Here is a 23,399-nt window from a genome sequence, read left to right as displayed (position 1 = left end):
ACGGGGCAGACCCGTCGGCGCTACCGTGCCCCACGCACCAGGCGGCCCGGCCTCGCGCCGGTGTCCACGCCCGCTCGCCTGGTGACCTGGCCCGCGACGACCGTGGCCAGGTAGCCGGTCGCGTTCTGGAGCATGCGGCCGCCGCCGGCCGGGAGGTCGTGGACCATGCGGGGGCGGTGCAGGGTGAGGGCGTCCAGGTCGATCACGTTCAGGTCGGCGCGCTTGCCCTCGGCCACCACGCCCCGGTCGGACAGGCCGTACAGGGCGGCGGTGTCCATCGTCTGTTTGCGGATCAGGAATTCCAGCGGCAGGCGCTCGCCGCGGGTGCGGTCGCGGGCCCAGTGGGTGAGCAGGAAGGTCGGCTGGGAGGCGTCGCAGATCATCGAGCAGTGCGCGCCGCCGTCGGCCAGGCCGAAGACGCTCGCCGGGTGGGTGAGCATCTCCCGGATCGCCTCGTGGTCGCCGTCCGAGTAGTTGAACATCGGGACCATCAGTGTGGTCCGCGCGTCGTCCTCCAGTTGCAGGTCGTACAGCGTGGACAGCGGGTCCTCGCCGCGCGCCCGGGCGATGGCGGTCACCGTACGGTCCGGGAGCGGCTCGTAGTCCGGGACGGTGTCCATCGGGTACATCCGGTCCAGCATGAACTGCATCGCCAGATTGACCGAGTCGCCCGGGATGTTCGGGTCGCTGGGCAGGTCGCTCTCGGCCAGGATCGCCGCCTTGACCTCGGGCCGGGCCAACTCGGCCGCGAACGCCGCGTCGTCCAGTTCGCCGGCCACCCGCCGGTCGTCGATCGCCCGGAACGTCGGTCGTTTGCTGAACGCGTTGCGGGTGCCGAACCCGGTCAGCATCCCGAACGGGCGGCCCGCGATCTGCGGATGCAGCCGCGCGCCCGCCTCGTTCGCGGCCTGCGACTCGGCCATCAACTCGCGCCACAACTCGGGCGCCGCGTTGACCTGGAGCAGCGCGAACGACACCGGCATGCCGATCTCGGCGGCGAGTCGACGCATCCAGGCCACCTCGGAGGCGGGCTTGACGATGTCCTCGCCGGACGAGCCGGTCGGGGCCAACTCGAAGACGGCCCGCCCGCCCGCGGCCATCGCCCGGCCCAGGCCGAAGAGTTCGTCCTCCGTGGCGAAGGTGCCGGGTACCGGCTCGCCGCCCATCGCCTTGTGCGCGACCGTGCGCGAGGTGGAGAAGCCCAGCGCGCCGGCCTCGATCGCCTCCTTGACGATCACCGCCATCGCCTCGATGTCCTCGGCCGTGGCCGGCTCGTTGCGCGCGCCCCGGTCGCCCATCGCGTACGCCCGCACCGCGCCGTGCGCGACCTGGACACCGATGTCGGCGGCGAACGTGCGCTGTTCGAGTACGTCCAAGTACTCCGGGAAGGTCTCCCAGCCCCACGTCATGCCCTCGGCGAGGGCCGTCCCGGGGATGTCCTCGACGCCCTCCATCAACCGGATCAGCCAGTCCTCGCGGCCCGGGCGAACCGGCGCGAAGCCGACCCCGCAGTTCCCCGAGACCACCGTGGTCACGCCGTGCGACGTCGACGGGTCGAGCACCTCGTCCCAGGTGGCCTGGCCGTCGTAGTGGGTGTGGATGTCCACGAAACCCGGCGTGACCAGGTGACCGGCCGCGTCGATCGTCTCGACCGCGTCGCCGTCCAGGGCCGGATCCGGGCCGTCGTGCCGGCGGACCGCGACGATCAGGCCGTCCCGGACCCCGATGTCACCGACGAACCGGTCCGCGCCGGTGCCGTCCACGATCGTGGCGTTGATGATCCTGAGGTCGTACATATGAGCCTCCCCGGTAACGTGGGCAGACCGTACGGCTGCGCATTGTGCGAGTCAAGATGCGCACTATGCGAAAAGATCCAGTAGGGTGCCGGCCATGGCCCCACGACCGTCCCCGCAGACCGACCGACTCGTCTCGCTGATCGACGCGATCGCCGAACGGCCGGCGGAGGGACTGACCCTGTCCGAGATCGCGCGGCATCTCGCGGTGACGCCCGCGACCTGCCATCCGATGCTCGCGAGCCTGACCTCGCTGGGCTGGTTGATCCGCCATCCGACCCGGCGCACCTACCGGCTCGGCCCGGCGCTGGTCGCGGTGGGCCGGGCCGCCGCGCGCGGACTGGGCGTGCTCGACGTGGCGCGGCCGATCATGGCGCGGCTGCGCGACGAGACCGGCCTGTCCTGCTTCGCGATGACGCCCGGCGAACACCACGTGGCGATCGCCGAGGTGGTCCGCGCGCCGGGACCCGATTCGCACCGGCTGCGGGTCGGTGCCCAGGCGCCGATCACCCCGCCGCTGGGCATCGGCTACGTGCCCTGGGCGGACGAGCAGACGATCCGGCGCTGGCTCGACGAGGCGGACGGCCCGGCCGCGCGCGGGCGGATGGCGCGGGCGATCGACAACGCGCGGCGCCGCGGGTTCGCGATCGAACTGGTCACCGACGTGGAGACCCGGTTGGGCGAGACACTCGGCGAACTGGACGAGCACCTGGAGGGGCTGGACACGCTCGGCGCGGGCGCGTCGGCGGCCCGGCTGCGCACGCTCCTGGAGGAGATCGCGGCCGAGATCGGCGGCTCCGACGGCGGACAGATCGACGAGCTGGAACCGGACCGGGACTACCGGGTGGGCGCGATCAGCGCGCCGGTGCACGACCGGGACGGCGACCTGGTCCTGATCCTGAGCCTGCGCGGCTTCGCACCCCGGACCGACGGACGGACGCTGGAGAAGACCGGCCGGCTGCTCGCGGACGCGGCGGCCGAGGTGGCCGCGGCGACCTGAGCGGCCGAACGCCGCCGAGCACCCGAAGCCGATCCGCACCGACGAAGGCCGGCCGGGTCGCGAATGCGTCCCGGCCGGCTGTGCGGTCGAAGCCCGGCCCGAGAGCCCGGCTCAGTCCTTGTCCTTCGCGTCCTTGTCCTTCGCGCGCCCATCCGGGTTGTCCCGGTCGGGGCCATCCAGATCGTCCTCGCGATGCTTGAGGTCCTCTTCCCAGCGCTTGAGCATCTCGTCCTCGTCGTTGCCCGACGCGGGGACGTCGCCCGGCTTGCGGTCTTCCTTGGACAGGGAGGCCAGGAACTCCGGGTTGTCGTCCGGGGCGAGTTGGCGACCTTGACCGCGACCGCCGAACCCGAAGGCACCGCCGCCGCCACCGGCGACCTGCGCGCTCTTCTCCCGCCCCGCGACCAACCAGCCGACCGCGCCGAAGATCGGGAACAGCAGAATGAGGAAGACCCAGGCCAGCTTGGGCAGCCCTCTAACCTTGCGTTCGTCGGTTGTCAGGCAGTCGATGAACGCGTAGATGTCCAGCGCCAAGGGCACCAGAATCATCAGGACCCTGAGCATGTGACGGACTCCTCGACAGGCAGTACATGGTCTTCGCCCATCCAGCGTAGACGGTCGGCTCCATGAACACCGGATCCCTCACAGCCCGGTGACCTTGCCCGATGCGTGCAGCTCGTACACGAGCGTGATCCGGCGCCGCTCGCCCGCCGTCAATCGCACGTCGTAGCGGACGATTCCCTGCTCGTCGACCGCGTCCGGCGCCGGTTCCGACAGGTCGCCGCGCACCTTGACCTCGACCGCCGACACCTCGGACACCGGCACCCGCTCGCGCAACACCACCGTCCCGGGCGACGCGGCCTCCGGCGCGGCGATGTGCGAGAGGAAGACGGTCACCGTACGGGTGACCACCGTGCGCCCGGTGAGCGAGGCCGTCGTGCGCGACTCGGTCACGTCGCGTACCACCCGGAAGTCGTCCTCGCTGCCGAACGGCAACCGGACCTCCTCGCCCGGCGCGGCGAAGTCGAGTTGTCCGCGGCCGGTGTACCCGCTGCCGCGGACCAGTTCCACCGGGCCCGCGAGCAGCGCGTGACCGGCGTCGTTGGCGAAGCGCACCACCTGGCTCACGTACTGCGACAACTCGGGCGCACAGGCCGCCTCGGGCTCGCACGCCGCGGTGAACGTGGTCAGCCGAACCCGATGCGGCCGGCCGTCGGAGGGCACCTCCACCGGCGCGGGCGCGGCCAGCACCCGGACCTCGCCGCCGTCGTCCACGCCGGGCAACTCGGCCGAGCCGCCCGCGACCCGGCCGACCGTGGCGATCTCCTCCTCGCGCAGGTCCACCTCGACCTGCTTCTTCTCCACCTGGGTGCGCTCGCGCAGGGTCAGCCGGTCCTCGACCAGGCTCGGCGGCCGCGCGGCCAGGGTCGGACGCGCGGTGGACAGGGACAGCGCGACGCCGGACCAGTCCTCGCCGGTGCGCTGCCAGACCACCGCCTCGCATTCGAGCTCGATCGACCGGCGATCCGGCGCGAGCGTCGCGCGGTAGGCGGGCCGCCACAACGCGCACGGCACCAGGTGCACCACCCGCAGCTCGGCCGAACCGGTGCGCTCGGCCTCGATCACCACCTCGACGGTGGCGGTCAGCTCCGCGGGTTCCTGCTCGGCCACGTCGAGCGCCGCCCGCGCCTCGCGCAGCCGGCGTTCCACCGAGGACTGCTCGTCGGCCAGGGCGTGCAGTTCGGCGTGCCGGTCCTCGGCCTCGGCCGAGAGCCGATCCAGTTCGGCGGCCCAGCGCTCGGGCTCGGCCGTACCGAAGCCGGTCTGCTCGGCGATGTTGCGGCGCAGCTCGGTCCGGGCCTGCGCGATCAGCGTGAGCCGGGTGTGCAGCCGGTTCGAGCGCCGGGACAGCGCCACGCGCCGCTCGTCCAGGTCGTGCACGAGCCGGCGCAGCTCGGAGGCGTCCGGGCCGGGGCCGGTCGCGGGCCTGGGCGTGTACACCCGCACCACCCGCGCGTCGATCGCGGTCGCGGTGCCGTCGTCGGCGATCACCTCGACCCGCAGCGACCGGTCCACGGCGAGCGGGGTCACCGGGCCGACCAGCACCCGCTGTACGCCCTCTGCCACCTCGATCCGGCCGGATCGGGTCACCTGCGCCCGGTCCTCCAGACAGGTCACCGCCGTGATCGGCAGCGGTTCCGGCTTGCGTTCGGCCGGCGTGCTCTTTTCCAGCGTCGGCTGAGTCATGGTCAGACCCTCCTGTTGCCGCCGACCACGGCCTTCGCTGCCGGGATCCGGATCTCGTAGCCACCGGTCAGGTTCTTCCGCTCGCCCGGGGCGAGTTCGACGTGCCACACCCGCGCGCCCGGGACGTGCCGCCCGTCGCGCAGTTCGGTGTCCTCCACCCAGCGCGGCGCGCCGGCGTGCTCCTCGATCTTGACGTCCTTGTCGTCGGTGACCGGAACACGCTCCAGGATGTCCAGCCGGATCGGCCGGGCGAGGTGGTTGACCGCCTCGATCTCGATCCGGTGGTCGAGCACGGCCGTACCGCCGCGCAGACCCGCCGTCGACTCGCGCATGTGCGCGTTCCGCGACACCTGCACGCTCTCCACGACGCCCACGCCGACCCGTTCGCGCGCGCCGGGCGCGAGCGTCGGCAGCGGCACGGTCATCAGGAACTCGCCGGCCACCGAGACGTCCGCCGGGCCGTGGAGCAGCGCGTGCGCCGACGCGTTGGCGAGCACGACCGTGCCGAACACCGCGTCGTCCAGGGCCGGTACGCAGACGAACTCGGGCTCGAGCGAGACCTCGATCTCGCACACCGGGATGGTGTGCCACACCCCGTCGGCGGCCACCTCGGCGGGCGCCGTGGTGTCGAAGCGATAGTCGTACGACCCGGCCGCGTCGCGCGGCGCGCGCGCGTGCTCGGGCAGCGTCAGCCGGGTCACCTCGTCGGCGCGCCGGCGGTACTCCATCGCGGTTCCACCCGCACCGTACGGCGCGGCGCGCAGCCGGCCGCGGGCCTCGGCGTCGTCCGCGCCGCGCAGTTCCAGGGCCGCGTAGTCGAGGAGGTCGCTGCCCGGCTCGGGCTGCGCCGGCGGGGCCGGTTCGGCCTTCGGCGAGATCGGGTCCTCGTCGGCCGCGCCGTCGAAACGGGCGAGTTCGAAGGCGCCGCCGGGCGCGGAGCCTTCGAGCGCCGAGTCCTGGGACGCGGCGCCTCGGGCCCGGCGCGCCCTCGCGGCGGCGGGGCGCGGGGCGGGCGGCGGCGCGCCGAAGCCGCCGGCGGCCTGCATCGGCGGCGGCATGGCCGCCCCCGGGGCCGCCGGGGTGATCGGCGCGGGCATCGGCGCCGCCCGATACAGGACCCGGTCCTCGGCGGCGAACTCCTCGGCCGGGGCCGCAGCCGCCCCGGCATACGCCGACCGCGCCGCCGGGCGCCTGGCCACGCCCACGTCGTAGCCCGCGAACAGTTCGGCCAGCCCGGCCGGTGGCTCGCGCCAACCCGCGTGTGCGGGCGCGCTCTGCCGGCGGCCCAGGCGCAGCGACTTGAGCTCGGGCAGGTCGGTGCTCCGGGCCAGGTCGGCGGTGGACAGGCCGAGCCGTACGCCGGTCCAGTCCTCACCGGTGCGCTGCGCGACGCAGGCCCGCATGACCAGCGTGCCGCCGGTCATCGCCTCGTCCAGGCGCAGCTGGTACATCGGCGCCCAGCGCGCGCCGGGCACGTGGTACTCCACGGCCAGCTCGACCGGGCCGGCTTCGCCGGTGTGCTCCAGGGTGACCACCGCGGTGCCGGACGCCTGGGCCCGTTCGGTGCGCTGCGCGCCGGACGCGGCGTTGAGCCGGGCCCGGAACAGCTCGGTGTCGCGGACCGCCTCGCGCAGTTCGGCGTCGCAGACGCCGATGCGCTCGTACAGCGCCTCGGCCCGCTCGTCCGTGAACGCGGCCAGCTCCAGCAGCGCGGACACCGGTGCGGGGCGTGGCGGATCACCGCGGCGCACGGATGGCAGTACCGCCTGGAGTCCGGCGATCTCGGCCAGTTCGTCGGCCAGCCGGGCGCTTTTCGCGCGCAGCGCCCGGACCCGGGACTCGGCCGCCTCCAGGTCGAGCAGTACGGCGGGCAGGTCCGTCTCCTCGACCACCTCGACGTCGACCACGGGCCGGATGTCGGTGACCCGCACCCCCGTGTCGCCGCCGATCACCCGCGCGCGCAGCCAGTCGCCGTAGGCGGTGAGCGGGAATCCGGTCACCCGCACCCGCACCGGACCCGGTGGGCCGGCCGGCAGGTCCACGTCGCAATTCCGCACACACACCGCCCCCACGGCATGGACGACCACCGAACGCAATTCCGAAGCGACCGTGAGCATGTACCCCTCCTGCTCGGCACGAGGGACCAAGGTAGCCCGACCGGCCGGGTGCGCGTGCGGGTCCGGCGAGTCCGTACCGGATACTGGCACGCATGGCATACGGGACCTTGCGCGCTTTCCTGAAGGCACTGGAGAAGCGCGGTGAACTCAAGCGCGTGCGCGCGGAGGTCGACCCGCATCTGGAGGTCGGTGAGATCACCGATCGGGTGAACAAGGCCAAGGGTCCGGCGCTGTTGTTCGAGAACGTCAAGGGCAGTTCGATGCCGCTGGCGATGAACGTCTACGGCACCGACGAGCGCATGCTGATGGCGCTCGGGCTGAAGAGCTACGACGAGTTGTCGGAGAAGATCGGCGGCCTGCTCAAGCCGGAGCTGCCGCAGGGGTTCACCGGGATCCGCGAGGCGTTCGGCAAGCTCGGTTCGGTCGCGCACATCCCGCCGAAGAAGATCAAGGACGCACCCTGTCAGCAGGTCGTGCTCAAGGGCGACGACGTCGACCTGGACCGCATCCCGGCGCTGTTCACCTGGCCCGAGGACGGCGGCTCGTTCTACAACCTGGGCCTGACCCACACCAAGGACCCCGACACGGGCGTGCGCAACCTGGGTCTGTACCGGCTCCAGCGGCACGACAGGCGCACCATCGGGATGCACTGGCAGATCCACAAGGACAGCCGCAACCACTACCAGGTGGCCGCCAAGCGCGGTGAGCGGCTGCCGGTGGCGATCGCGTTCGGCTGCCCGCCGGCGGTGACGTACGCGTCCACCGCGCCGCTGCCCGGCGACATCGACGAGTACCTGTTCGCCGGCTTCATCGGCGGTCGGCGGATCGAGATGGTCGACTGCGTGAGCGTGCCGCTCCAGGTCCCGGCCGAGGCCGAGGTGGTCCTCGAAGGCTGGTTGACCCCGGGCGAGATGTTGCCGGAGGGGCCGTTCGGCGACCACACCGGCTTCTACACGCCGCAGGAGCCGTTCCCGGCGCTGACCATCGACTGCGTGACGATGCGGGAGAAGCCGCTGTTGCAGTCGATCGTGGTCGGCCGGCCGCCCACCGAGGACGGGCCGCTGGGCAAGGCCACCGAGCGGTTCTTCCTGCCGCTGCTCAAGATCATCGTGCCGGACATCGTCGACTACGACCTGCCCGAGGCGGGCGGCTTCCACAACTGCGCGATCGTCTCGATCGACAAGAAGTACCCCAAGCACGCGCAGAAGGTGATGAGCGCGATCTGGGGTGCGCACATGATGTCGCTGACCAAGCTGATCGTGGTGGTGGACGCCGACTGCGACGTGCACGACTACCACGAGGTCGCGTGGCGCGCGTTCGGCAACACGGACTACGCGCGCGACCTGTTGTTGACCGAGGGGCCCGTGGACCACCTCGATCACGCGTCGTACCAGCAGTTCTGGGGTGGCAAGGCGGGCATCGACGCGACCCGCAAGCTGCCCGAGGAGGGCTACACGCGCGACGGCGGCTGGCCGGAGATGGTCGTGTCGGATCCCGAGACCGCCGCCAAGGTGACCCGCCGATGGAAGGAATACGGCCTGTGACGTCCGCCGCGCTACCCGCACCCGGGGCTCCCTCGGAGGTGGGCCGGGTCAAGGCGTTCCTGCGCCTCGTGTTGATCGAGCACTCGGTCTTCGCGTTGCCGTTCGCCTATATCGCGGCCTTCACCGCGATGTACGAGAGCAACGAACGGCTGCACTACCGGGAGCTGTTCCTGGTCACCGTGGCGATGGTCGGCCTGCGCACCTTCGCGATGGCCTGCAACCGGATCATCGACCGCGAGATCGACGCGCGCAATCCGCGCACCGCGTCGCGCGAGTTGGTCACCGGCGCGGTGTCGGTGCGCACCGCGTGGAGCGGCGCGCTGGTCGCGCTGTTCTTCTACCTGGTCGCCGCCGCGCTGCTGAACCCGCTGTGCCTGGCGCTCGCGCCGGTCGCGGTGATCCCGATGGTGATCTATCCGTACGGCAAGCGGTTCACCAACGTCCCGCACGCGATCCTGGGCATCGCGCAGGCGATCGGGCCGGTCGGCGCGTGGCTGGCGATCACCGGCGAGTGGTCGTGGCAGGCGGTCGTACTGGGCCTGGCGGTGGGCACCTGGATCGGCGGCTTCGACCTGATCTTCGGCTGCCAGGACGTCGCGGCCGACCGCGCGCACGGCGTCAAGAGCGTGCCGGCCAAGTGGGGCATCGCCGCCGCGCTGAACGCCTCGAAGGTCACCCACGTGGTGACCACGCTGCTGTTCATCTGGTTCGGCGCGCTCACCGGCGCGGGCTTCTTCTGGTGGCTGGGCCTGCTGATCGTCGGCGCGGCGTTCGTGTACGAACACTCGCTGCTCAAGCCGGACGACCTGTCCAAGCTGAACCGGGCCTTCTTCACCACGAACGGTTTCATCGGCATCGCGCTGTTCGTGTGCGCGCTGCTGGACCTGGGCGTGCGGGGCCTGCGGCCGTAGGCCGGGCGGACGAATTCGCGCGGGTGCTCCGCACCACGCTGCTCGTGCGCGTCGACCACGCCGGGGCCGCCCATCGTCGACTCCTCGCGTCCCGGTGGCTCCGCTGTCCGCGAGGCTCCGCAACGAGGATTGCCCAAGCTTGGATTCGGTCGGCTCATCCGATCGCGCGGGTGCGCAACTTCGCGCAACCATGTGGCAGATCGTGTATCCGGCCGCGCACACTCGGTGAAGGTGTTCACTTCGGCGCGGGAGACGATGATGGCTTTGCAACTCCTCGGCAAGGACCCGGAATCCGAGCATGGCAATTCCCCGACCGTGTACTTGGGTCCCGCGCGTGGGACGCTCGTGATCCAGTCCTGGAAGGCGCGGGCCGAGCAGGTGGCCCAACTGACCATCCCGGGCCATGAGGACGCGATCGAACTTCCACTGCGCATGCCGCGGTTCTTTCCGGAGATGGACGGCACCGGTGACGACTCCGACGCTCGGTGAGTTGCTGACCTCGGTTCGAAAGCGGGCCTGGCACCTGGAGATGCGGGACGACTACGCCGGTACGTCCCCGGCGTTCGCGGCGTGGCGAGCGGGAGTCGCGTACGATCGCGGCCCGGCGGATCGGGCGTGGCGTGCCCTGGTGCGTTCGGCCATCGCGCATGGGGCGGAAGTGCGTAGAGCCCGGATCGTGTCCGAGCCGATCAGCGACTACATCCGCTACGAGCACGAGGCGACCTCGGCGGCGAACCTCGCGGCCGGCGAAGAGGTTCGATGGCTGCCGCGCCGACAGGCATCCGATCTCGCCCTGCCGGGCAACGACTTCTGGCTGCTGGACGACGCCGTCCTGTTCAATCACTTCCTGGGCGACGGCACCTGGAACGGAAGCGAAGCGATTACCCAACCGACGGTCGTGCAACTCTGCGAGAGAGCCTTCGAAGCCGTCTGGCATCGCGGGATCGACCACCGGACCTACCGCCCCGCCTGAGACCGTCGACGAGTCAATGGCCACATCACCCGCCTCCGCCGTGCAACAAGCACGCGAAGCCCTTGGTCTGCGCCTAACGAGTGGTGGCCGGGACCGGCTGGTCACGCTCACCGTTGCGGACGGTGTGGCCTGCGGGCCGATCGGCGGGGAAGTCGCCTTCATGCAGGCGCGTTCGCAGAGCGACGATCCGTGGAGCGACTGGCCCGACACGGGTGAGACCGAGGAGATCGACCATCCTCCGGTGGAGTGGCACGATATCGGGCAGCCGTTGACCGAGACGAACGCGTTCGTTGTCGGACTGCTGGTGCCTGGCATCACGTTCCGACTCACCGGTGGTCACGACGACGCGGACGGGTGGGTTCTGTGGCTGCGACGACTCGACGCGGCGGCGTCGATCGGATACGGCAAAGGGCGGCCGATCACCGTCGCCGGGAACAGGTGCCTCATTGACGACTACATGGCTGCGGTTCGCTGGTGGCACGACCAGGACCGCCCTCGCCCTGAGCAGTTCGGACTTCGGGTCGCGCTCGACAAGGGACCGGCCCGACAAGAGGTGTGGTTCCGCTCTCCCGCACAACTCGTACCCCTGCCGTAGGGGGCGGTACAGACCGCACTCTGTCGGGTCGGGCCGTCTTGTTCGGGTCGTTGCCGAAGAGGTGCGAGCACTGCGTGCGAGGGTCGGCGTGGTGATCGAGCCGAGCAGCGAGACGTCCGACTCTGTGCCCACGGAACACGTCGGCTCCGTTACCCGTGACGGGCGCCGGGGCCGACGTGTCGCGTCTCGATCGCGAGTCGGTCGGGCGGTCGACGGTTGTTGGGTGCCGCCCGCCATGCCCGGTCAGGCCGTCTTGTTCTCGCCGAACAGACCGCCGCTGCCGCCGAAGGACTTCAGGAGGCCGTTGAGGTCGATCGTGTCGCCGGCCGGCGGGGCCTTGGGGGAGATGCCACCGGAGAGCTTGGAGTACTTGAGGTCGAGGGTGACCTCGTTGGTGCCGTCGCTCTTGTCGTCGGCGGTGACGCGGACCGGGAACGGCTTGCCGTTGGCCGCGATGTAGATGGTGAGGGTCGCGCCGTCCTCCTTGGAGATCAGCGGGATCACCTTGGTCCCGTTGATCTCGGTGGTCTCACCCTTGGTCAGCTTCGGCTTGCCGCCCGAGTCCGAGTCCGAGTCCGAGTCGGAGTCGGAGCCGAACGGCGAGCTGCCCGAGCCACCGAACGGCGAGCCGTCGGACCCGCCGAACAGCCCGTCCAGCGAAGGCTTCTTGCCGCCCTTGAGCAGGTCCTGGCCGAGCTTGCCCGCGCTCCCGTCGCCGAGCTTGATGTACTTGCCCTCGACCAGCTTGGCGCCCTCGACGAACATCTTGGTGAACTCGTCGCCCAGCTCCGAGTCGTCGGTGGACGGGGCCTCACCGGACGCGGCCTCGGCCCGCTTGCCCAGGTCCACGAGGGTCTGCACGGTGCCGGGCGCGATTCGCACGTAGACGGTCTTGTCGACCCCGATCAGGTCCACCGGCTTGTCCCCGAGGGTGATCTTGCCCTCGACCTGCTCGGGAGTGCCGATCTTGACGTCCACGCCGAGCGGGGTGTCGTAGATCTTCCCGGTGCCCTGGATGCGCAGGTTCGTCAGGTCGTCGAAACCGGTCTCGGCCTGCTTGGAGAGCGCCTCGACGCTCAGTCCCTCGTTCGACGGGCCCTTGGGGTCCAGGGCGTCACCGCCACCGCCCAGGCTGTTGAAGGGGTCTCCCGAGGACGACTCGCCACAGCCGGCGGCGAGCAGGACCAGCGGTACGGTCAGGGCCGCGGCGGATATCCGGAGCGAACGCACAGTTGAACTCCCGGTCGAGAAACGATCGATGGCACGGCGAAGAGTGCCTACCCGAATGGTAGGCAGCGATGTCCACCCCATTACCCGACGGGCAGGTCCGCGGGCGAGAGCTGCGACACATCGCGTCGGCGGCGAAAGGCCAGCGCCGCCAACACGCCGCCGATCAGCCCGAACAGGTGGCCCTGCCACGACACTCCCTCCGCGAGCGGGGTGACCCCCATCGCGAACGAGCTGCCGTACAGGCCCAATACGGCGAAGCCGATCAGCACGTCCAGCACCCGGCGGTCGGCGAACCCGCGCACGATCAGATAGCCGAACAGGCCGAAGACCAGGATGCTCGCGCCCGCCGTGTTCGATCGGTCCGGCGCGGTCAGCCACACGCCGAGGCCGCCGACCAGGGTGATGGTGAGCAGTACGGCGAGGAACCGGGCGACCCCGCGCAGCGCGGCCAGGAAGCCGAGCAGCATCAGCGGGAAGGTGTTGGAGACGATGTGTCCGGTGCCGAAGTGCAGGAACGGCGCGCTGAGGATGTCCGGCAGTTCGTCCGCCCGCCGGGGGGTGATCCCGTGGGTGAGCAGTGAGTCGTCGGTCGTGTAGTTGACGAGCTGGACGACCCAGACGGCGCCGATCAGCACTGCGGTGATCAGGGCCGCGTCGCGGACCCCCGACACGGATATGCGGGACATGCACACCCCTCCCCTGCGGCTGGTGCCGCCGCTACGAAGCCACAATAGGAGCCATGGACCAGGAGCGGGACAGTACGGGACGACGTCCGTGGATCGTCGGCGTCTCGGGGGCCTCGGGCACGCCGTACGCCGCGGCGGTGTTGCGCGGGCTGCTCGACGCCGGTGAGCACGTGGACCTGGTGGTCAGCCGGGCCGCCCGGCTGACCCTGATCGACGAGACCGGGATCGCGTTTCGCGACGCGCACTGGCGCGACGACCTGGCCGTGTGGACCGAACTGGACGCGGACGCGTTGGCGCGGGTCCGCTACTGGGCGCCCGGCGACCTTGGCGCGGGACCCGCGAGCGGGTCGTACCCGGCCAAGGGCATGGTCGTGGTGCCGGCCAGCACGGCCTCGGTCGCGGGCATCGCCATCGGCCTGTCCAAGGACCTGCTCCAACGTGCCGCGGACGTCACGCTCAAGGAGCGTCGCCCGCTCGTGCTGGTGCCGCGCGAGACCCCGCTCACCGGCACCACGCTGCGCCATCTGGTCCGGCTCGACGACGCCGGCGCGGTGATCCTGCCGGCCTCCCCGGCCTTCTACGCCGGCGCCCAGGACGTGCGGCGCCTGGTCGACTTCGTCGCGGGCAAGGCGCTGGACTCGCTCGGTGTCGCACACACCCTCTACCGACGCTGGGACGGCGAACTGGGCGGCGCCCGACGCGAGGAGGCCGGAGAACCAAAAAGGCCCCCGCGGTGACGGGAGCCTTGACGGTCTTGCCGGATCTGCCGGGCGATCAGCGCCCGGACTTGCGGCGGCCGACCAGACGCTTCACACGCTTGAGCGTGCTGGACGGCTGGGTGGCACGTGAGCGCTCCGCGATGGCATGCAGTTCCTGCATGTGTGCGCGGGCCATCTCCAGGGTGTACACGGTGTTGTCTCCCCACGAGTCGTCATCGGAGGCTTGTAGCTCCCGATGCCTTTGATTCTAAGGGTTAGAATCAGAATCGTCCAATGAATTACAGGCCCCATGCGGGTTTGCACCTCTGTCATGTCGCAGACCCCTGGTGGCCCCCCGGTGGACACCATCGATTACCTGGAGGAAACGGACATGGATGCCGTCGACCGCAAGCTGATCCAGGCGCTGCGCGGCAACGGGCGGGCGTCGTACGCGGAGCTGGGTCGACTCGTCGGCCTGTCCGGGCCGAGCGTCACCGATCGCATCAACCGGCTCGAACAGGCCGGCGTGATCACCGGCTACCGGGCCTCCGTCGACCCGGTCTCGCTCGGCCTGGGCGTGACCGCGCTGATCGGGATCCAGCTCTCCGACGCGGCCGATCACGACGACGTGAGCCGCCGGCTGCGCGACCTCGACGAGATCGAGGACTGTTGGTTCATCGCCGGAGACGACTCGTTCATGCTCAAGGTCCGGGTCTCGGACATGGAGGGACTGGAGAACGTGGTCCGCCGCCTCTCCGGCACCCGCGGGGTGGCCCGCACCCGCACCACCGTGGTGCTCTCGACCAAGTGGGAGTACCGCGCGGCCGAACTTCCCGAACCCACGGAATAGCCGTACCGAACCCCGCACGGCCGTGCCCGACCCGCCGAGCGGCCGCGCCGGCCGTGCCCGGAAAAGATCGGCGGGCGCGCCCACGCCTGCTCGTAGGGTGGCGGACATGACGAACCTGGTGACTCTCGAAGACCTCGAGGCCGCACGGAAGCGGATCGCGGGCACGGCCGTACGCACCCCGTTGCTGCCCTCCCTGCACGGTGACGCCGACCGACCCCTCTGGCTCAAGCCGGAGGGTCTCCAGGCGATCGGCGCCTTCAAGATCCGTGGCGCGTACAACGCGATCGCGGGGCTGACCGAGGCCGAGCGCTCGCGCGGGGTCGTCGCACACTCCAGCGGCAACCACGCGCAGGCGGTGGCCTACGCGGCCCGCCTGTTCGGCGCCCGGGCGGTGATCGTGATGCCGGACACCACACCGACCGTCAAGATCGAGGCCACCCGCGCGCTGGGCGCCGAGGTGGTCATCGTCACCCCCGAGCGGCGGGACACCGCGGCCGGCGAGCTGTCCGCCGAGCACGGCTACGCGTTCGTGCCGCCCTACGACGACGCGCGGATCATCGCCGGCCAGGGCACCGCCGGCCTGGAGATCATCGAGGACCTGCCCACCGCGGACACCGTGCTGGTCCCGGTCAGCGGCGGCGGGCTGATCTCCGGCATCGCCGCCGCGGTCAAGCTGACCAGCCCGCGTACCAAGGTGATCGGCGTCGAGCCCGAACTGGCCGCCGACGCGGCGGAGTCCTTCCGTACCGGCGTGCGCACCACGTGGTCCACCACCGACACCTACCGCACGATCGCCGACGGCCTGCGCGCCACCTCGGTGGGCGTCCTGCCGTTCGCGCACATCCAGGCGTACGTGGACGACATCGTCACGGTGACCGAGGAGCAGATCCGCGAGGCGATGCGCTTCCTGGGTCGGCGCGCGCGCCTGGTCGCCGAGCCCTCGGGCGCGGTGGCCACCGCGGCCTACCTCTTCCGCAAGGACGCGCTGCCCGCCGGCCGCGAGCACGTCGCCGTGGTCAGCGGCGGCAACGTCGACCCGGCGCTGTACGCCGAGGTGATGGCCTGAGCGAGCGCCCGGCACGCCGGGCGTAACCTCGTAGCAGCCGTGCAGCGGCGGACGAGAAGACCTAGAGGGAGTGCCGACACATGGACGCGGGCCTGCGCAAGGAGATCGAGGACAAGGTTTTCGCCGGGGAGCGTTTGAGCCGTGAGGACGGCATCGCGCTCTACGCGAGCGACGACCTGGCGTGGCTCGGCGGGCTCGCGCACCACGTGCGGACGGTGAAGAACGGCGACAAGGTCCACTTCAACGTCAACCGTCACCTCAACATGACGAACGTGTGCAACGCCTCGTGCGCCTACTGCTCGTTCCAGCGCAAGCCGGGCGAGAAGGACGCGTACACGATGCGGATCGAGGAGGCGGTGCGGCTCGCGAAGGAGATGGAGCCGGACGGCATCACCGAACTGCACATCGTCAACGGCCTGCACCCGACCCTCCCGTGGCGCTACTACCCGAGGTCGCTCGGCGCGCTCAAGGAGGTGTTGCCGAACGTCGCGCTCAAGGCGTTCACCGCGACCGAGATCCACTGGTTCGAGAAGATCTCCGGCCTGTCCGCGTCGGACATCCTCGACGAGCTGATGGACGCGGGCCTGGAGTCGCTCACCGGCGGCGGCGCGGAGATCTTCGACTGGGAGGTCCGGCAGCACATCGTCGACCACGACACGCACTGGGAGGACTGGTCGAGGATCCACCGGCTCGCGCACTCCAAGGGCCTGAAGACCCCGAGCACGATGCTCTACGGCCACATCGAGGAGCCGCGGCACCGGGTGGACCACGTCATCCGACTGCGTGAACTCCAGGACGAGACCGGCGGGTTCCAGGTCTTCATCCCGCTGCGCTACCAGCACGACTTCCACGACAGCAAGGACGGCATCGTCCGCAACCGGCTCCAGGCCCGGACCACCATGGCCACCGGCGCCGAGGCGCTCAAGGTGTTCGCGGTCTCCCGGCTGATGTTCGACAACGTCCCGCACGTGAAGTGCTTCTGGGTCATGCACGGCCTGGCCACCGCGCAACTCGCGCTCAACCACGGCGCGGACGACCTGGACGGCTCGGTCGTGGAGTACAAGATCACCCACGACGCGGACGACTTCGGCACGCCGAACAAGATGACCCGCGACGACCTGCTCGACCTGATCCGGGACGCGGGCTTCCGCCCGGTCGAGCGCAACACCCGTTACGAGACGCTGCGCGAGTACGAGGGCCCCGACCCGGCCCGCCGCGACACGCCGCAGCCGATGAAGCTCTGACGTCGCGCCGGCCGGTGCGCCCGGACTCGGGCCCGGGCCCGGACCGCCCGTCGTGCCCGAACGTGTTCGACGATGGCTCGGGAGGGCTGCCGGATGGCTGACGCGCTGCGGATTCCGCTCACCCGGGCGCAGGTCGAGGAGTGGTTCGGCGACGTGGTCCGGCGCGATCTGCCGGAGATCGCGCACGCGCCCACCCGGCGCTTCCTGGCCGAGGTGGGTCTGCCGCGCGAGGCCGCGCTGATCCGGTTCGAACCGGGCGGCACCCGGGACCACCTGATCGTGCTCGGCACGTACGGCTCGCCGCACACGCCGTCGTACGCGGTGCTGCTCGAGGGCACGACCGGTCGGGTGTTCGCCGAGCAGTGCTTCGGCGATCCGAAGCCGATGTCGATGGACGTGTCCACCCTGGTGCGCAACGCGGGCCTGGTGGAGGCGATCCGGGCCGGTCGCGGACCGGTGCGCACCGGCGAGGAACTGATCGACCTGCTCGGCGAGACCGAACCCGAGTTGGATCCGAGGCACTCGTTCTGGCACACCTCCTTCGCGCTGTGGCAGTTGCGCCGGGCGGCGGTGCCGGGTGAGGGCCTGGCCGTGCGGATCACGCCGGCGATGTTGGACCTGGTGTACGAGAACGAGTTCTCCGGCTACGACGAGCGGCAGTTGCCCGCCGCGATCACGCACGAGCCGACCCGGCGCTTCCTGCTCGACGTCGGGTTGATCGACGCGTGGGCCTACCTGGACATGCGCAGCGACGACAAGCCGCTGGTGACCCTGGCCGAGTTGATCGCCGAGCGCCGGGCCGACTGGGACGACGAGCCCGAGCCGCCTGCGGACGCGGAGCACCTGGTCGTCCTGGGCTACGTCAGCGAGGACGGGGACCTGCTCGTGGACGGCCGTACCGGCGTGGTCCGGCGCTGGTACACCGGCGGTGACGAGCCGACGATGGACACGCTCAACACCGATCTGTCCACGCTCGCCTTCACCATGTGGGTGATCGGGCGGATGCGCCGGCAGGGCGAGCGGTTCGGCATCGGCATCCACGACGTGTGGGAGCCGATCGTCGTCGACCTGCTGTCGTCGGTCGATCCGCTCGCGTGGGCGGAGCCGGGAGGCTACTGGGAGTACATGATCCTGGACGGCGTCAACGGCCTCGGCCCGTGAGAGGGCAGGTCGGGTTCCGAGTCGGGGCCCGGCTCGGCGTCTCGAATACGGGATGCTTGACTGGAGGGGACGGTCCGGCTCGCGCCCGCCGCCACTCGTACCGCTCTGGCTAGGGGAACCGAAGGTGACCATGTCGAATCCCGCGCTGCGCTACTCGCTCTACCGGCTCGGCATCTTCGCCGCGTTGTTCGGCGTGGTCATGGTCGTGTTCGGGTTCTTCGACCTGGACGGTCGGGGGAACGTGTTCATCGCGATCGCCATCGCGGCCGCGGCGTCGGCGGTGATCAGCTACAAGTTCCTGAACGCGGAGCGGGACGCGATGTCCGAGGCCCTGTACGAGCGCATGCAGCGGGCCAAGCAGCGCATCGCCGACGACAACCGCGCCGAGGACGAGGCGGTGGCCCCGATCACCCGGATCGCCAAGACCAAGGAAGCCTCCTAGTCGGCCTGTTGGTCCAGGAGCCGTGCGGCACGGGACGCCTTCCGGTCGAGGAAGCCTCTTAAGCGAGGTGTGGCCGGCCGTGTCCGTGGGTGTCCGGCGGTGTCCGTTCCGTAATTCTTTGCGTTTATCGGTTTAGTGTCGCTATCCTCACTTCCATGATTGGTGCAGGCGACACGCAGTTGACGGACGCGGCGGTGGGTTTCCCGCTCGTGTCCCGTCGGCACGTCGACCTGGGCCGTTGCGCCACCGCGCTGTGTCGCGGCTGACTGCCGCCGTGCCCCTGCCGGGCTGACGTCTCCACGCTCGTCGGCCCGACCGCCCGCACGCCGGCCCTCCGCGGCCGTTCTGCGCGAAGTATCGCTTCTTCGTAGTCCTTCCTGCGGGCACACGCGTGCCTATTGATGCGCAGGTTCACGGCCGCTCCGTACCGCCACCCCCGTCCCCCACGGTGCCCGTTCAGGAGCCCTGCCTTGTCTGCTGTCGATTCACTCAAGACCCTGAAGAGAACTCCCTTCTGGGCCCAGATAGCCGCCGGCCTCGTGCTCGGTGTGGCCTTCGGCTTCATCGCCAAGGAATACAACGTCTCGTGGCTGACCCAGACGCTCGACCAGATCGGCACGATCTTCGTCCAGTTGCTCAAGCTGGCCGTACCGCCGCTGGTGTTCACCGCGATCCTGGTCAGCGTGGTCAACCTGCGGAACGTCAACAACGCCGCGCGGCTGGCCGCGCGCACGCTGCTGTGGTTCCTGATCACGTCGCTGATCGCGGTCGCGATCGGCCTCACCATCGGCCTGGTCACCAACCCCGGCGACGGCTTCAAGCTGCCGGCCGACCCGGGCAAGGCGCCGAAGACCAACGGTGACTGGCTCGACTTCATCACCGGCATCGTGCCGACCAACATCGTCACCGCCTTCTCCGAGGTCAAGGTCCTGCAGATCGTCTTCCTGGCGGTCGTGCTCGGCTCCGCGATCCTGTCGGTCGGCGCCAAGGCCGAACCGCTGGTCAAGGGCGCCGAACTGGTCCTGGAGATCATCCAGAAGGCGCTGTGGTGGGTGATCAAGCTGTCCCCGCTGGGCACGCTCGGTCTGATCGGCACCTCGGTCGCCACCTACGGCTGGGACCTGATCAAGCCGCTGGGCACCTTCACCGCCGACATCTACATCGGTTGCGCGCTGGTGATGTTCGTGGTCTACCCGCTGCTGCTCGCGCTGGTCGCCAAGGTCAACCCGCTGAACTACTTCAAGGGCGCGTGGCCGGCCATCCAGCTCGCGTTCGTCTCGCGCTCGTCGGTCGGCACCATGCCGGTCACCCAGAAGGTCACCGAGCGCCTCGGTGTCCCGAAGGACTACGCCTCGTTCGCGGTGCCGTTCGGCGCCACCACGAAGATGGACGGTTGCGCCGCGATCTACCCGGCGATCGCCGCGATCTTCGTCGCCGAGGTCTACGGCGTGAACCTGGGCATCAAGGAATACCTGCTGATCGCGTTCGTCTCGGTGATCGGCTCGGCGGCCACCGCCGGTCTCACCGGCGCGATCATCATGCTGACCCTCACGCTCAGCACGGTGAACCTGCCGCTGGCGGGCGTCGCGCTGCTGCTGGCGATCGACCCGATCCTGGACATGATCCGGACCGCGACCAACGTGGCCGGGCAGGTCGTGGTGCCGATCCTGGTCTCCGCTCGGGAGAAGACGCTGGATCTGGAGAAGTACAACAACCCGCGTGATCTGGAAGCGCCCGACGAGCCGGCCACGCCGCACGTTCCGCTCCAGAAGACGGCGGAGCGCGAACCGGTCTCGGTCTGACGCTCCCGCTCGACCGGCGCCCCGACCCCCTCGTGCCGAGGGGGTCGGGGGCGCCGTCGTTCATTGGCGGGGAGCGGCGGGGGCGTCCTCGGCGGGCGCGGGCGCAAGTGTGGGGCCGGGGATGTCGGCGGTGGTGGTGACCGCGGGGCCTGTCGGCTCCGCCGCGGTCGTCCCCTGCGCAGTCGTCTCCGCCGCGATGACCGCCGCCGCGTCGGCGACCGGGGTCGCGCCGCCGTAGCGTCGGGCCAACCGGCGGATGTAGGCGACCAGTTCCGGCGGGTCCTCGATCTCGAAGTCGGCGTCGAGCAGGCTGATGTAGACGGCCAGGTTCTCGATGCTGGACGCGCTCGTCTCGAACACGCAGGTGTCGTCGTCGACCACCGCGAACGCGCCGAAGGCGGGCGGCACCTTCTCGGCGACCGTGCCGATCGGGGCGCGCACCAGCACCCGGGCGCGGAACTGCCCGCGCGCGCTCTGCACGCCCTGGTTCACGAAGGCCGCCACGTCGCCGTCGGCGGGCAGTTCGCGCGGGGTGAAGCGGGGGCCGTGCGGCGGACGCGGGGTGATCCGGTCCATCCGGAAGGTGCGCCAGTCCTCGCGCTTGACGTCCCACGCGACCAGGTACCAGCGGCCCATCCGGTGCACGAGCCGATAGGGCTCGACCACGCGCGAGGTCTCCTTGCCGTCGTGCGAGCTGTACCGGAAGCGCAGTTGCTCGTGGTCGCGGCAGGCGCCGGCCAACACGGTCATCACGTCCATGTCCACGGCCGGACCGGTCTGGCGGACCGGGACGGTGTACTTCTGTAGCGCCTTGACCCGGCGATGCAGCCGGGACGGCAACACCTGGTCGAGCTTGGCGAGGGCGCGTAGCATCGCCTCGTCCATGCCGTCCACCACGCTGCCGGCGGCGATCCGCAGTCCGACCACGATGCTCACCGCCTCCTCGTCGTCCAGCAGGAGCGGCGGCAGCGCCTTGCCGGCGCCGAGGCGGTAGCCGCCGACCACGCCGCGGCGCGCGTGCACCGGATAGCCCAGGCCACGCAGCCGCTCGATGTCGTAGCGGACCGTCCGCCCGCTCACGCCGAGCCGTTCGGCGAGTTCGGGGCCGGTCCAGTCGGGCCGCGTCTGCATGAGCGAGAGCATGCGCAGGAGTCGCGCGGAGGTTTCCAGCATGCGTCGAAGTCTGCCGGCTCCCAGTCGATCAAACAGGAACGAACATTGCCTGTTTCGAATCTAGTCTCGGAGTTGTGGAAAACAGCGGCGAGAAGACCCTCGCGACCCCGACGTCCCAGTCCCCGGTAGGCCCGCGGCAGCGCTGGCTCGGTCTTCTGGCGGTGCTGGCCGCCACCTTGATGAACCTGCTCGACTCCAGCGTGGTGGGCGTCGCGGCGCCCGCGATCCGCGGCGATCTGGGCGGGAGCTACGCGAGCCTGCAGTGGATCGCGGCCGGCTACACGCTCGCCCTCGCGGTGGGCCTGCTCACCGGCGCGCGGCTCGGCGACATGTACGGCCGCAAGTTCATGCTGATGGTCGGCGTGGTCGGCTTCGTGGTGCTCTCGGTGGCCTGCGCGATCGCCTGGTCGCCGGAGACGTTGATCATCGCGCGGGTGCTCCAGGGGCTGCTCGGCGCGCTGATGATCCCGCAGACGTTCGGCCTGATCCGGGACCTGTTCCCGCCGGCCGAGATCGGCAAGGCGTTCGCGGTGTTCGGCCCGGCGATCGGACTGTCCACGGTGCTCGGGCCGATCGTCGCGGGTGTGCTCGTGGACGGCGACGTGTTCGGCACCGGGTGGCGGATGATCTTCCTGATCAACGTTCCGCTGGGCGCGTTCGCGCTGCTGATGGGGTGGCGGATGTTGCCCGACGTGGCGCCGAGCGAGGCGGGCGGGCGGCTGGACGTGGTGGGCATGGCGCTCGCCGGTGTCGGCACCTTCATGCTCGTGCACCCGCTCGTCCAGGGCCGCGAACTGGGTTGGCCGGTCTGGTCGTTGGTCGAGTGCGCGGCGTCGCTGCCGATGCTTGCCGCGTTCGCGGTGTACCAGTTGCGCCGCGAGGCGGCCGGCAAGGTGCCGCTGATCAGGCTGGGCGTGTTCCGGCGTCGCTCGTACGCCTCGGGCGTCGGGTTCGTGATGGTCTTCTTCGGCGCGATCGTCGGGATCTCGATGGCGATCGGCCTGTTCCTCCAACTGGGCCTGGGCTACAGCCCGACCCGGGCCAGCCTGACGATGGGCGTGTGGGCGCTCGGCGCGTTCCTCGGCTCCGGCTTCAGCGGCGTGGTGATGGGCAAGCTCGGCCGGCGCATCCTGCACATCGGGCTGGCCGTGATGGCGGCCGGCATCGCCTGGATGTACCTGGTCTTCGCGGACGCCGGGGCGGACATCGGCACCGGCGATCTGCTCGCGCCGCTCGGGCTGTTCGGGCTCGGCATGGGGATGATCTTCGTGCCGGTCTTCGACATCATCATGGGCGAGGTCGAGGACCACGAGGTCGGTTCGGCCTCCGGCGTGCTCGAGTCCGTCCAGCAGCTGGGTGCCTCGCTGGGCATCGCGATCCTGGGCACGGTGTTCTTCGGCGTGATCGGCGCCCAGGCCACGCACAACTTCGACGAGAGCGCGGCACCGAAGCTGCGTACGGAGCTGACCGCGGCGGGTGTGCCGGTGAGTACGCAGGACGCGATCGTGGCCGGGCTGCGGGCGTGCGTGGACGCCCGGGAGAACGCGACCGACCCGGACCGGCTCCCGGCGAGCTGCACCACCGTCCCGGTCACCCCGGCCTCCGCCGAGCCGGTCGCGAAGGCGGGCGCCGAGACGCACACCCGCTCCTCGATCGACGCGGTCAAGCGCACGACCCTGCTGGCCTTCGGCCTGACCGCGGTCGCCTTCGCCCTGGGCTTCCTCCTCCCCAAGCGAGCCCGGGAGAACCAGTTCACACCGGCGGAGCCGACGTCGCCGTCCTCGACCCCGGAACGCGAGCCGGCCCTGGCCTGACCCCAGGCCCCATCACCGAGCGGCGCGGGACACCCACCACGGGTCCCGCGCCG

22 protein-coding genes are annotated in these 23,399 nt (G+C 70.6%); 14 read left to right on the top strand and 8 right to left on the bottom strand.

What is annotated here, in order from left to right; all coding sequences use genetic code 11:
- Positions 1-20: 20 nt before the first annotated feature.
- Positions 21-1,796, bottom strand: a complete 1,776-nt coding sequence (locus OG948_RS15530; protein ID WP_406297093.1) for an amidohydrolase family protein — start codon at positions 1,794-1,796, stop codon at positions 21-23.
- Positions 1,797-1,890: 94 nt separating this feature from the next.
- Here OG948_RS15530 and OG948_RS15525 point away from each other — a divergent pair, with 94 nt between their 5' ends.
- Positions 1,891-2,793: an IclR family transcriptional regulator gene (locus tag OG948_RS15525; protein WP_406297091.1), complete on the top strand. Its 903-nt coding sequence runs from the start codon at positions 1,891-1,893 to the stop codon at positions 2,791-2,793.
- 111 nt (positions 2,794-2,904) lie between these two features.
- Here OG948_RS15525 and OG948_RS15520 read toward each other — a convergent pair whose 3' ends face one another.
- From OG948_RS15520 to OG948_RS15510, 3 genes are all read right to left on the bottom strand, one after another.
- The gene (locus tag OG948_RS15520) at positions 2,905-3,357 is read right to left on the bottom strand and encodes a PLD nuclease N-terminal domain-containing protein (protein WP_406297089.1); all 453 of its coding nucleotides are present in this window, start codon (positions 3,355-3,357) and stop codon (positions 2,905-2,907) included.
- A gap of 78 nt (positions 3,358-3,435) precedes the next feature.
- A complete protein-coding gene (locus OG948_RS15515) occupies positions 3,436-5,040 on the bottom strand; it encodes a mucoidy inhibitor MuiA family protein (RefSeq protein WP_406297087.1) in 1,605 nt (534 codons plus the stop codon).
- 2 nt (positions 5,041-5,042) lie between these two features.
- Entirely contained in the window at positions 5,043-7,157 is a 2,115-nt protein-coding gene (locus OG948_RS15510; RefSeq protein WP_406297086.1) for a DUF4139 domain-containing protein, read from the bottom strand.
- A 92-nt stretch (positions 7,158-7,249) separates the two neighbouring features.
- On the opposite strand from OG948_RS15510, the gene OG948_RS15505 reads away from it, so the two are divergent.
- The 5 genes from OG948_RS15505 to OG948_RS15485 all read left to right on the top strand — a co-directional run bounded on the left by OG948_RS15505 (position 7,250) and on the right by OG948_RS15485 (position 11,180).
- Positions 7,250-8,701 (top strand): menaquinone biosynthesis decarboxylase, encoded by a 1,452-nt coding sequence (locus OG948_RS15505; protein WP_406297084.1) that lies wholly within the window; start codon positions 7,250-7,252, stop codon positions 8,699-8,701.
- Complete coding sequence (mqnP, locus tag OG948_RS15500) at positions 8,698-9,612, top strand: menaquinone biosynthesis prenyltransferase MqnP (protein ID WP_406297082.1); 915 nt, start codon at positions 8,698-8,700, stop codon at positions 9,610-9,612. Before OG948_RS15505 ends, mqnP begins: the two co-directional genes overlap by 4 nt.
- A 231-nt stretch (positions 9,613-9,843) precedes the next feature.
- Entirely contained in the window at positions 9,844-10,101 is a 258-nt protein-coding gene (locus OG948_RS15495; RefSeq protein WP_406297080.1) for a hypothetical protein, read from the top strand.
- Entirely contained in the window at positions 10,079-10,585 is a 507-nt protein-coding gene (locus tag OG948_RS15490) for a DUF6879 family protein (RefSeq protein ID WP_406297078.1), read from the top strand. Before OG948_RS15495 ends, OG948_RS15490 begins: the two co-directional genes overlap by 23 nt.
- 16 nt (positions 10,586-10,601) lie before the next feature.
- Positions 10,602-11,180: a hypothetical protein gene (locus tag OG948_RS15485; RefSeq protein ID WP_406297076.1), complete on the top strand. Its 579-nt coding sequence runs from the start codon at positions 10,602-10,604 to the stop codon at positions 11,178-11,180.
- 243 nt (positions 11,181-11,423) lie between these two features.
- Here the strand turns inward: OG948_RS15485 and OG948_RS15480 are convergent, their stop codons facing one another.
- Both OG948_RS15480 and OG948_RS15475 read right to left on the bottom strand, forming a co-directional pair.
- Positions 11,424-12,410: a hypothetical protein gene (locus OG948_RS15480; protein ID WP_406297074.1), complete on the bottom strand. Its 987-nt coding sequence runs from the start codon at positions 12,408-12,410 to the stop codon at positions 11,424-11,426.
- A gap of 80 nt (positions 12,411-12,490) precedes the next feature.
- Entirely contained in the window at positions 12,491-13,096 is a 606-nt protein-coding gene (locus tag OG948_RS15475) for a rhomboid family intramembrane serine protease (RefSeq protein WP_406297072.1), read from the bottom strand.
- 53 nt (positions 13,097-13,149) lie between these two features.
- Between OG948_RS15475 and OG948_RS15470 the strand changes: the two genes are divergently transcribed.
- Complete coding sequence (locus OG948_RS15470; RefSeq protein WP_406297070.1) at positions 13,150-13,833, top strand: UbiX family flavin prenyltransferase; 684 nt, start codon at positions 13,150-13,152, stop codon at positions 13,831-13,833.
- A 37-nt stretch (positions 13,834-13,870) separates the two neighbouring features.
- On the opposite strand, the gene OG948_RS15465 is transcribed toward OG948_RS15470, so the two are convergent.
- The gene (locus tag OG948_RS15465; protein ID WP_395873319.1) at positions 13,871-14,005 is read right to left on the bottom strand and encodes a hypothetical protein; all 135 of its coding nucleotides are present in this window, start codon (positions 14,003-14,005) and stop codon (positions 13,871-13,873) included.
- Positions 14,006-14,185: 180 nt separating this feature from the next.
- Between OG948_RS15465 and OG948_RS15460 the strand changes: the two genes are divergently transcribed.
- The 6 genes from OG948_RS15460 (at position 14,186) to OG948_RS15435 (ending at position 20,359) form a co-directional block, all read left to right on the top strand.
- Positions 14,186-14,644, top strand: coding sequence for an Lrp/AsnC family transcriptional regulator (locus OG948_RS15460; protein ID WP_026219445.1), 459 nt, complete (start codon positions 14,186-14,188; stop codon positions 14,642-14,644).
- Positions 14,645-14,750: 106 nt separating this feature from the next.
- Positions 14,751-15,710 carry a threonine/serine dehydratase gene (locus OG948_RS15455; protein WP_406297069.1) on the top strand — a complete coding sequence of 320 codons (960 nt, stop codon included), beginning with the start codon at positions 14,751-14,753 and terminating at the stop codon, positions 15,708-15,710.
- Positions 15,711-15,790: 80 nt separating this feature from the next.
- Positions 15,791-16,954 carry an aminofutalosine synthase MqnE gene (gene mqnE, locus OG948_RS15450; RefSeq protein WP_406297067.1) on the top strand — a complete coding sequence of 388 codons (1,164 nt, stop codon included), beginning with the start codon at positions 15,791-15,793 and terminating at the stop codon, positions 16,952-16,954.
- A 93-nt stretch (positions 16,955-17,047) separates the two neighbouring features.
- Positions 17,048-18,115, top strand: a complete 1,068-nt coding sequence (locus OG948_RS15445; RefSeq protein ID WP_406297065.1) for an SUKH-4 family immunity protein — start codon at positions 17,048-17,050, stop codon at positions 18,113-18,115.
- 130 nt (positions 18,116-18,245) lie between these two features.
- Positions 18,246-18,557, top strand: a complete 312-nt coding sequence (locus OG948_RS15440) for a DUF4229 domain-containing protein (protein WP_406300264.1) — start codon at positions 18,246-18,248, stop codon at positions 18,555-18,557.
- Between the two features lie 401 nt (positions 18,558-18,958).
- Positions 18,959-20,359: a dicarboxylate/amino acid:cation symporter gene (locus tag OG948_RS15435; protein WP_406297064.1), complete on the top strand. Its 1,401-nt coding sequence runs from the start codon at positions 18,959-18,961 to the stop codon at positions 20,357-20,359.
- A 60-nt stretch (positions 20,360-20,419) separates the two neighbouring features.
- Here the strand turns inward: OG948_RS15435 and OG948_RS15430 are convergent, their stop codons facing one another.
- Positions 20,420-21,532, bottom strand: a complete 1,113-nt coding sequence (locus OG948_RS15430; RefSeq protein WP_406297062.1) for a helix-turn-helix transcriptional regulator — start codon at positions 21,530-21,532, stop codon at positions 20,420-20,422.
- Between the two features lie 74 nt (positions 21,533-21,606).
- On the opposite strand from OG948_RS15430, the gene OG948_RS15425 reads away from it, so the two are divergent.
- Positions 21,607-23,346: an MFS transporter gene (locus OG948_RS15425; RefSeq protein WP_406297060.1), complete on the top strand. Its 1,740-nt coding sequence runs from the start codon at positions 21,607-21,609 to the stop codon at positions 23,344-23,346.
- Positions 23,347-23,399: the final 53 nt, after the last annotated feature.

It is taken from the genome of Embleya sp. NBC_00888 (assembly GCF_045207655.1).
Lineage (GTDB): Bacteria > Actinomycetota > Actinomycetes > Streptomycetales > Streptomycetaceae > Embleya.
This window is presented reverse-complemented; position numbering and strand designations above follow the sequence as displayed.

Coding starts and splice junctions, on each gene's coding strand:
- OG948_RS15530 (WP_406297093.1), bottom strand. CDS start 1,796: ATGTACGACCTCAGGATCATCAACGCCACGATCGTGGACGGCACCGGC.
- OG948_RS15525 (WP_406297091.1), top strand. CDS start 1,891: ATGGCCCCACGACCGTCCCCGCAGACCGACCGACTCGTCTCGCTGATC.
- OG948_RS15520 (WP_406297089.1), bottom strand. CDS start 3,357: ATGCTCAGGGTCCTGATGATTCTGGTGCCCTTGGCGCTGGACATCTAC.
- OG948_RS15515 (WP_406297087.1), bottom strand. CDS start 5,040: ATGACTCAGCCGACGCTGGAAAAGAGCACGCCGGCCGAACGCAAGCCG.
- OG948_RS15510 (WP_406297086.1), bottom strand. CDS start 7,157: ATGCTCACGGTCGCTTCGGAATTGCGTTCGGTGGTCGTCCATGCCGTG.
- OG948_RS15505 (WP_406297084.1), top strand. CDS start 7,250: ATGGCATACGGGACCTTGCGCGCTTTCCTGAAGGCACTGGAGAAGCGC.
- OG948_RS15485 (WP_406297076.1), top strand. CDS start 10,602: ATGGCCACATCACCCGCCTCCGCCGTGCAACAAGCACGCGAAGCCCTT.
- OG948_RS15475 (WP_406297072.1), bottom strand. CDS start 13,096: ATGTCCCGCATATCCGTGTCGGGGGTCCGCGACGCGGCCCTGATCACC.
- OG948_RS15470 (WP_406297070.1), top strand. CDS start 13,150: ATGGACCAGGAGCGGGACAGTACGGGACGACGTCCGTGGATCGTCGGC.
- OG948_RS15460 (WP_026219445.1), top strand. CDS start 14,186: ATGGATGCCGTCGACCGCAAGCTGATCCAGGCGCTGCGCGGCAACGGG.
- OG948_RS15455 (WP_406297069.1), top strand. CDS start 14,751: ATGACGAACCTGGTGACTCTCGAAGACCTCGAGGCCGCACGGAAGCGG.
- mqnE (WP_406297067.1), top strand. CDS start 15,791: ATGGACGCGGGCCTGCGCAAGGAGATCGAGGACAAGGTTTTCGCCGGG.
- OG948_RS15445 (WP_406297065.1), top strand. CDS start 17,048: ATGGCTGACGCGCTGCGGATTCCGCTCACCCGGGCGCAGGTCGAGGAG.
- OG948_RS15440 (WP_406300264.1), top strand. CDS start 18,246: ATGTCGAATCCCGCGCTGCGCTACTCGCTCTACCGGCTCGGCATCTTC.
- OG948_RS15435 (WP_406297064.1), top strand. CDS start 18,959: ATGCGCAGGTTCACGGCCGCTCCGTACCGCCACCCCCGTCCCCCACGG.
- OG948_RS15430 (WP_406297062.1), bottom strand. CDS start 21,532: ATGCTGGAAACCTCCGCGCGACTCCTGCGCATGCTCTCGCTCATGCAG.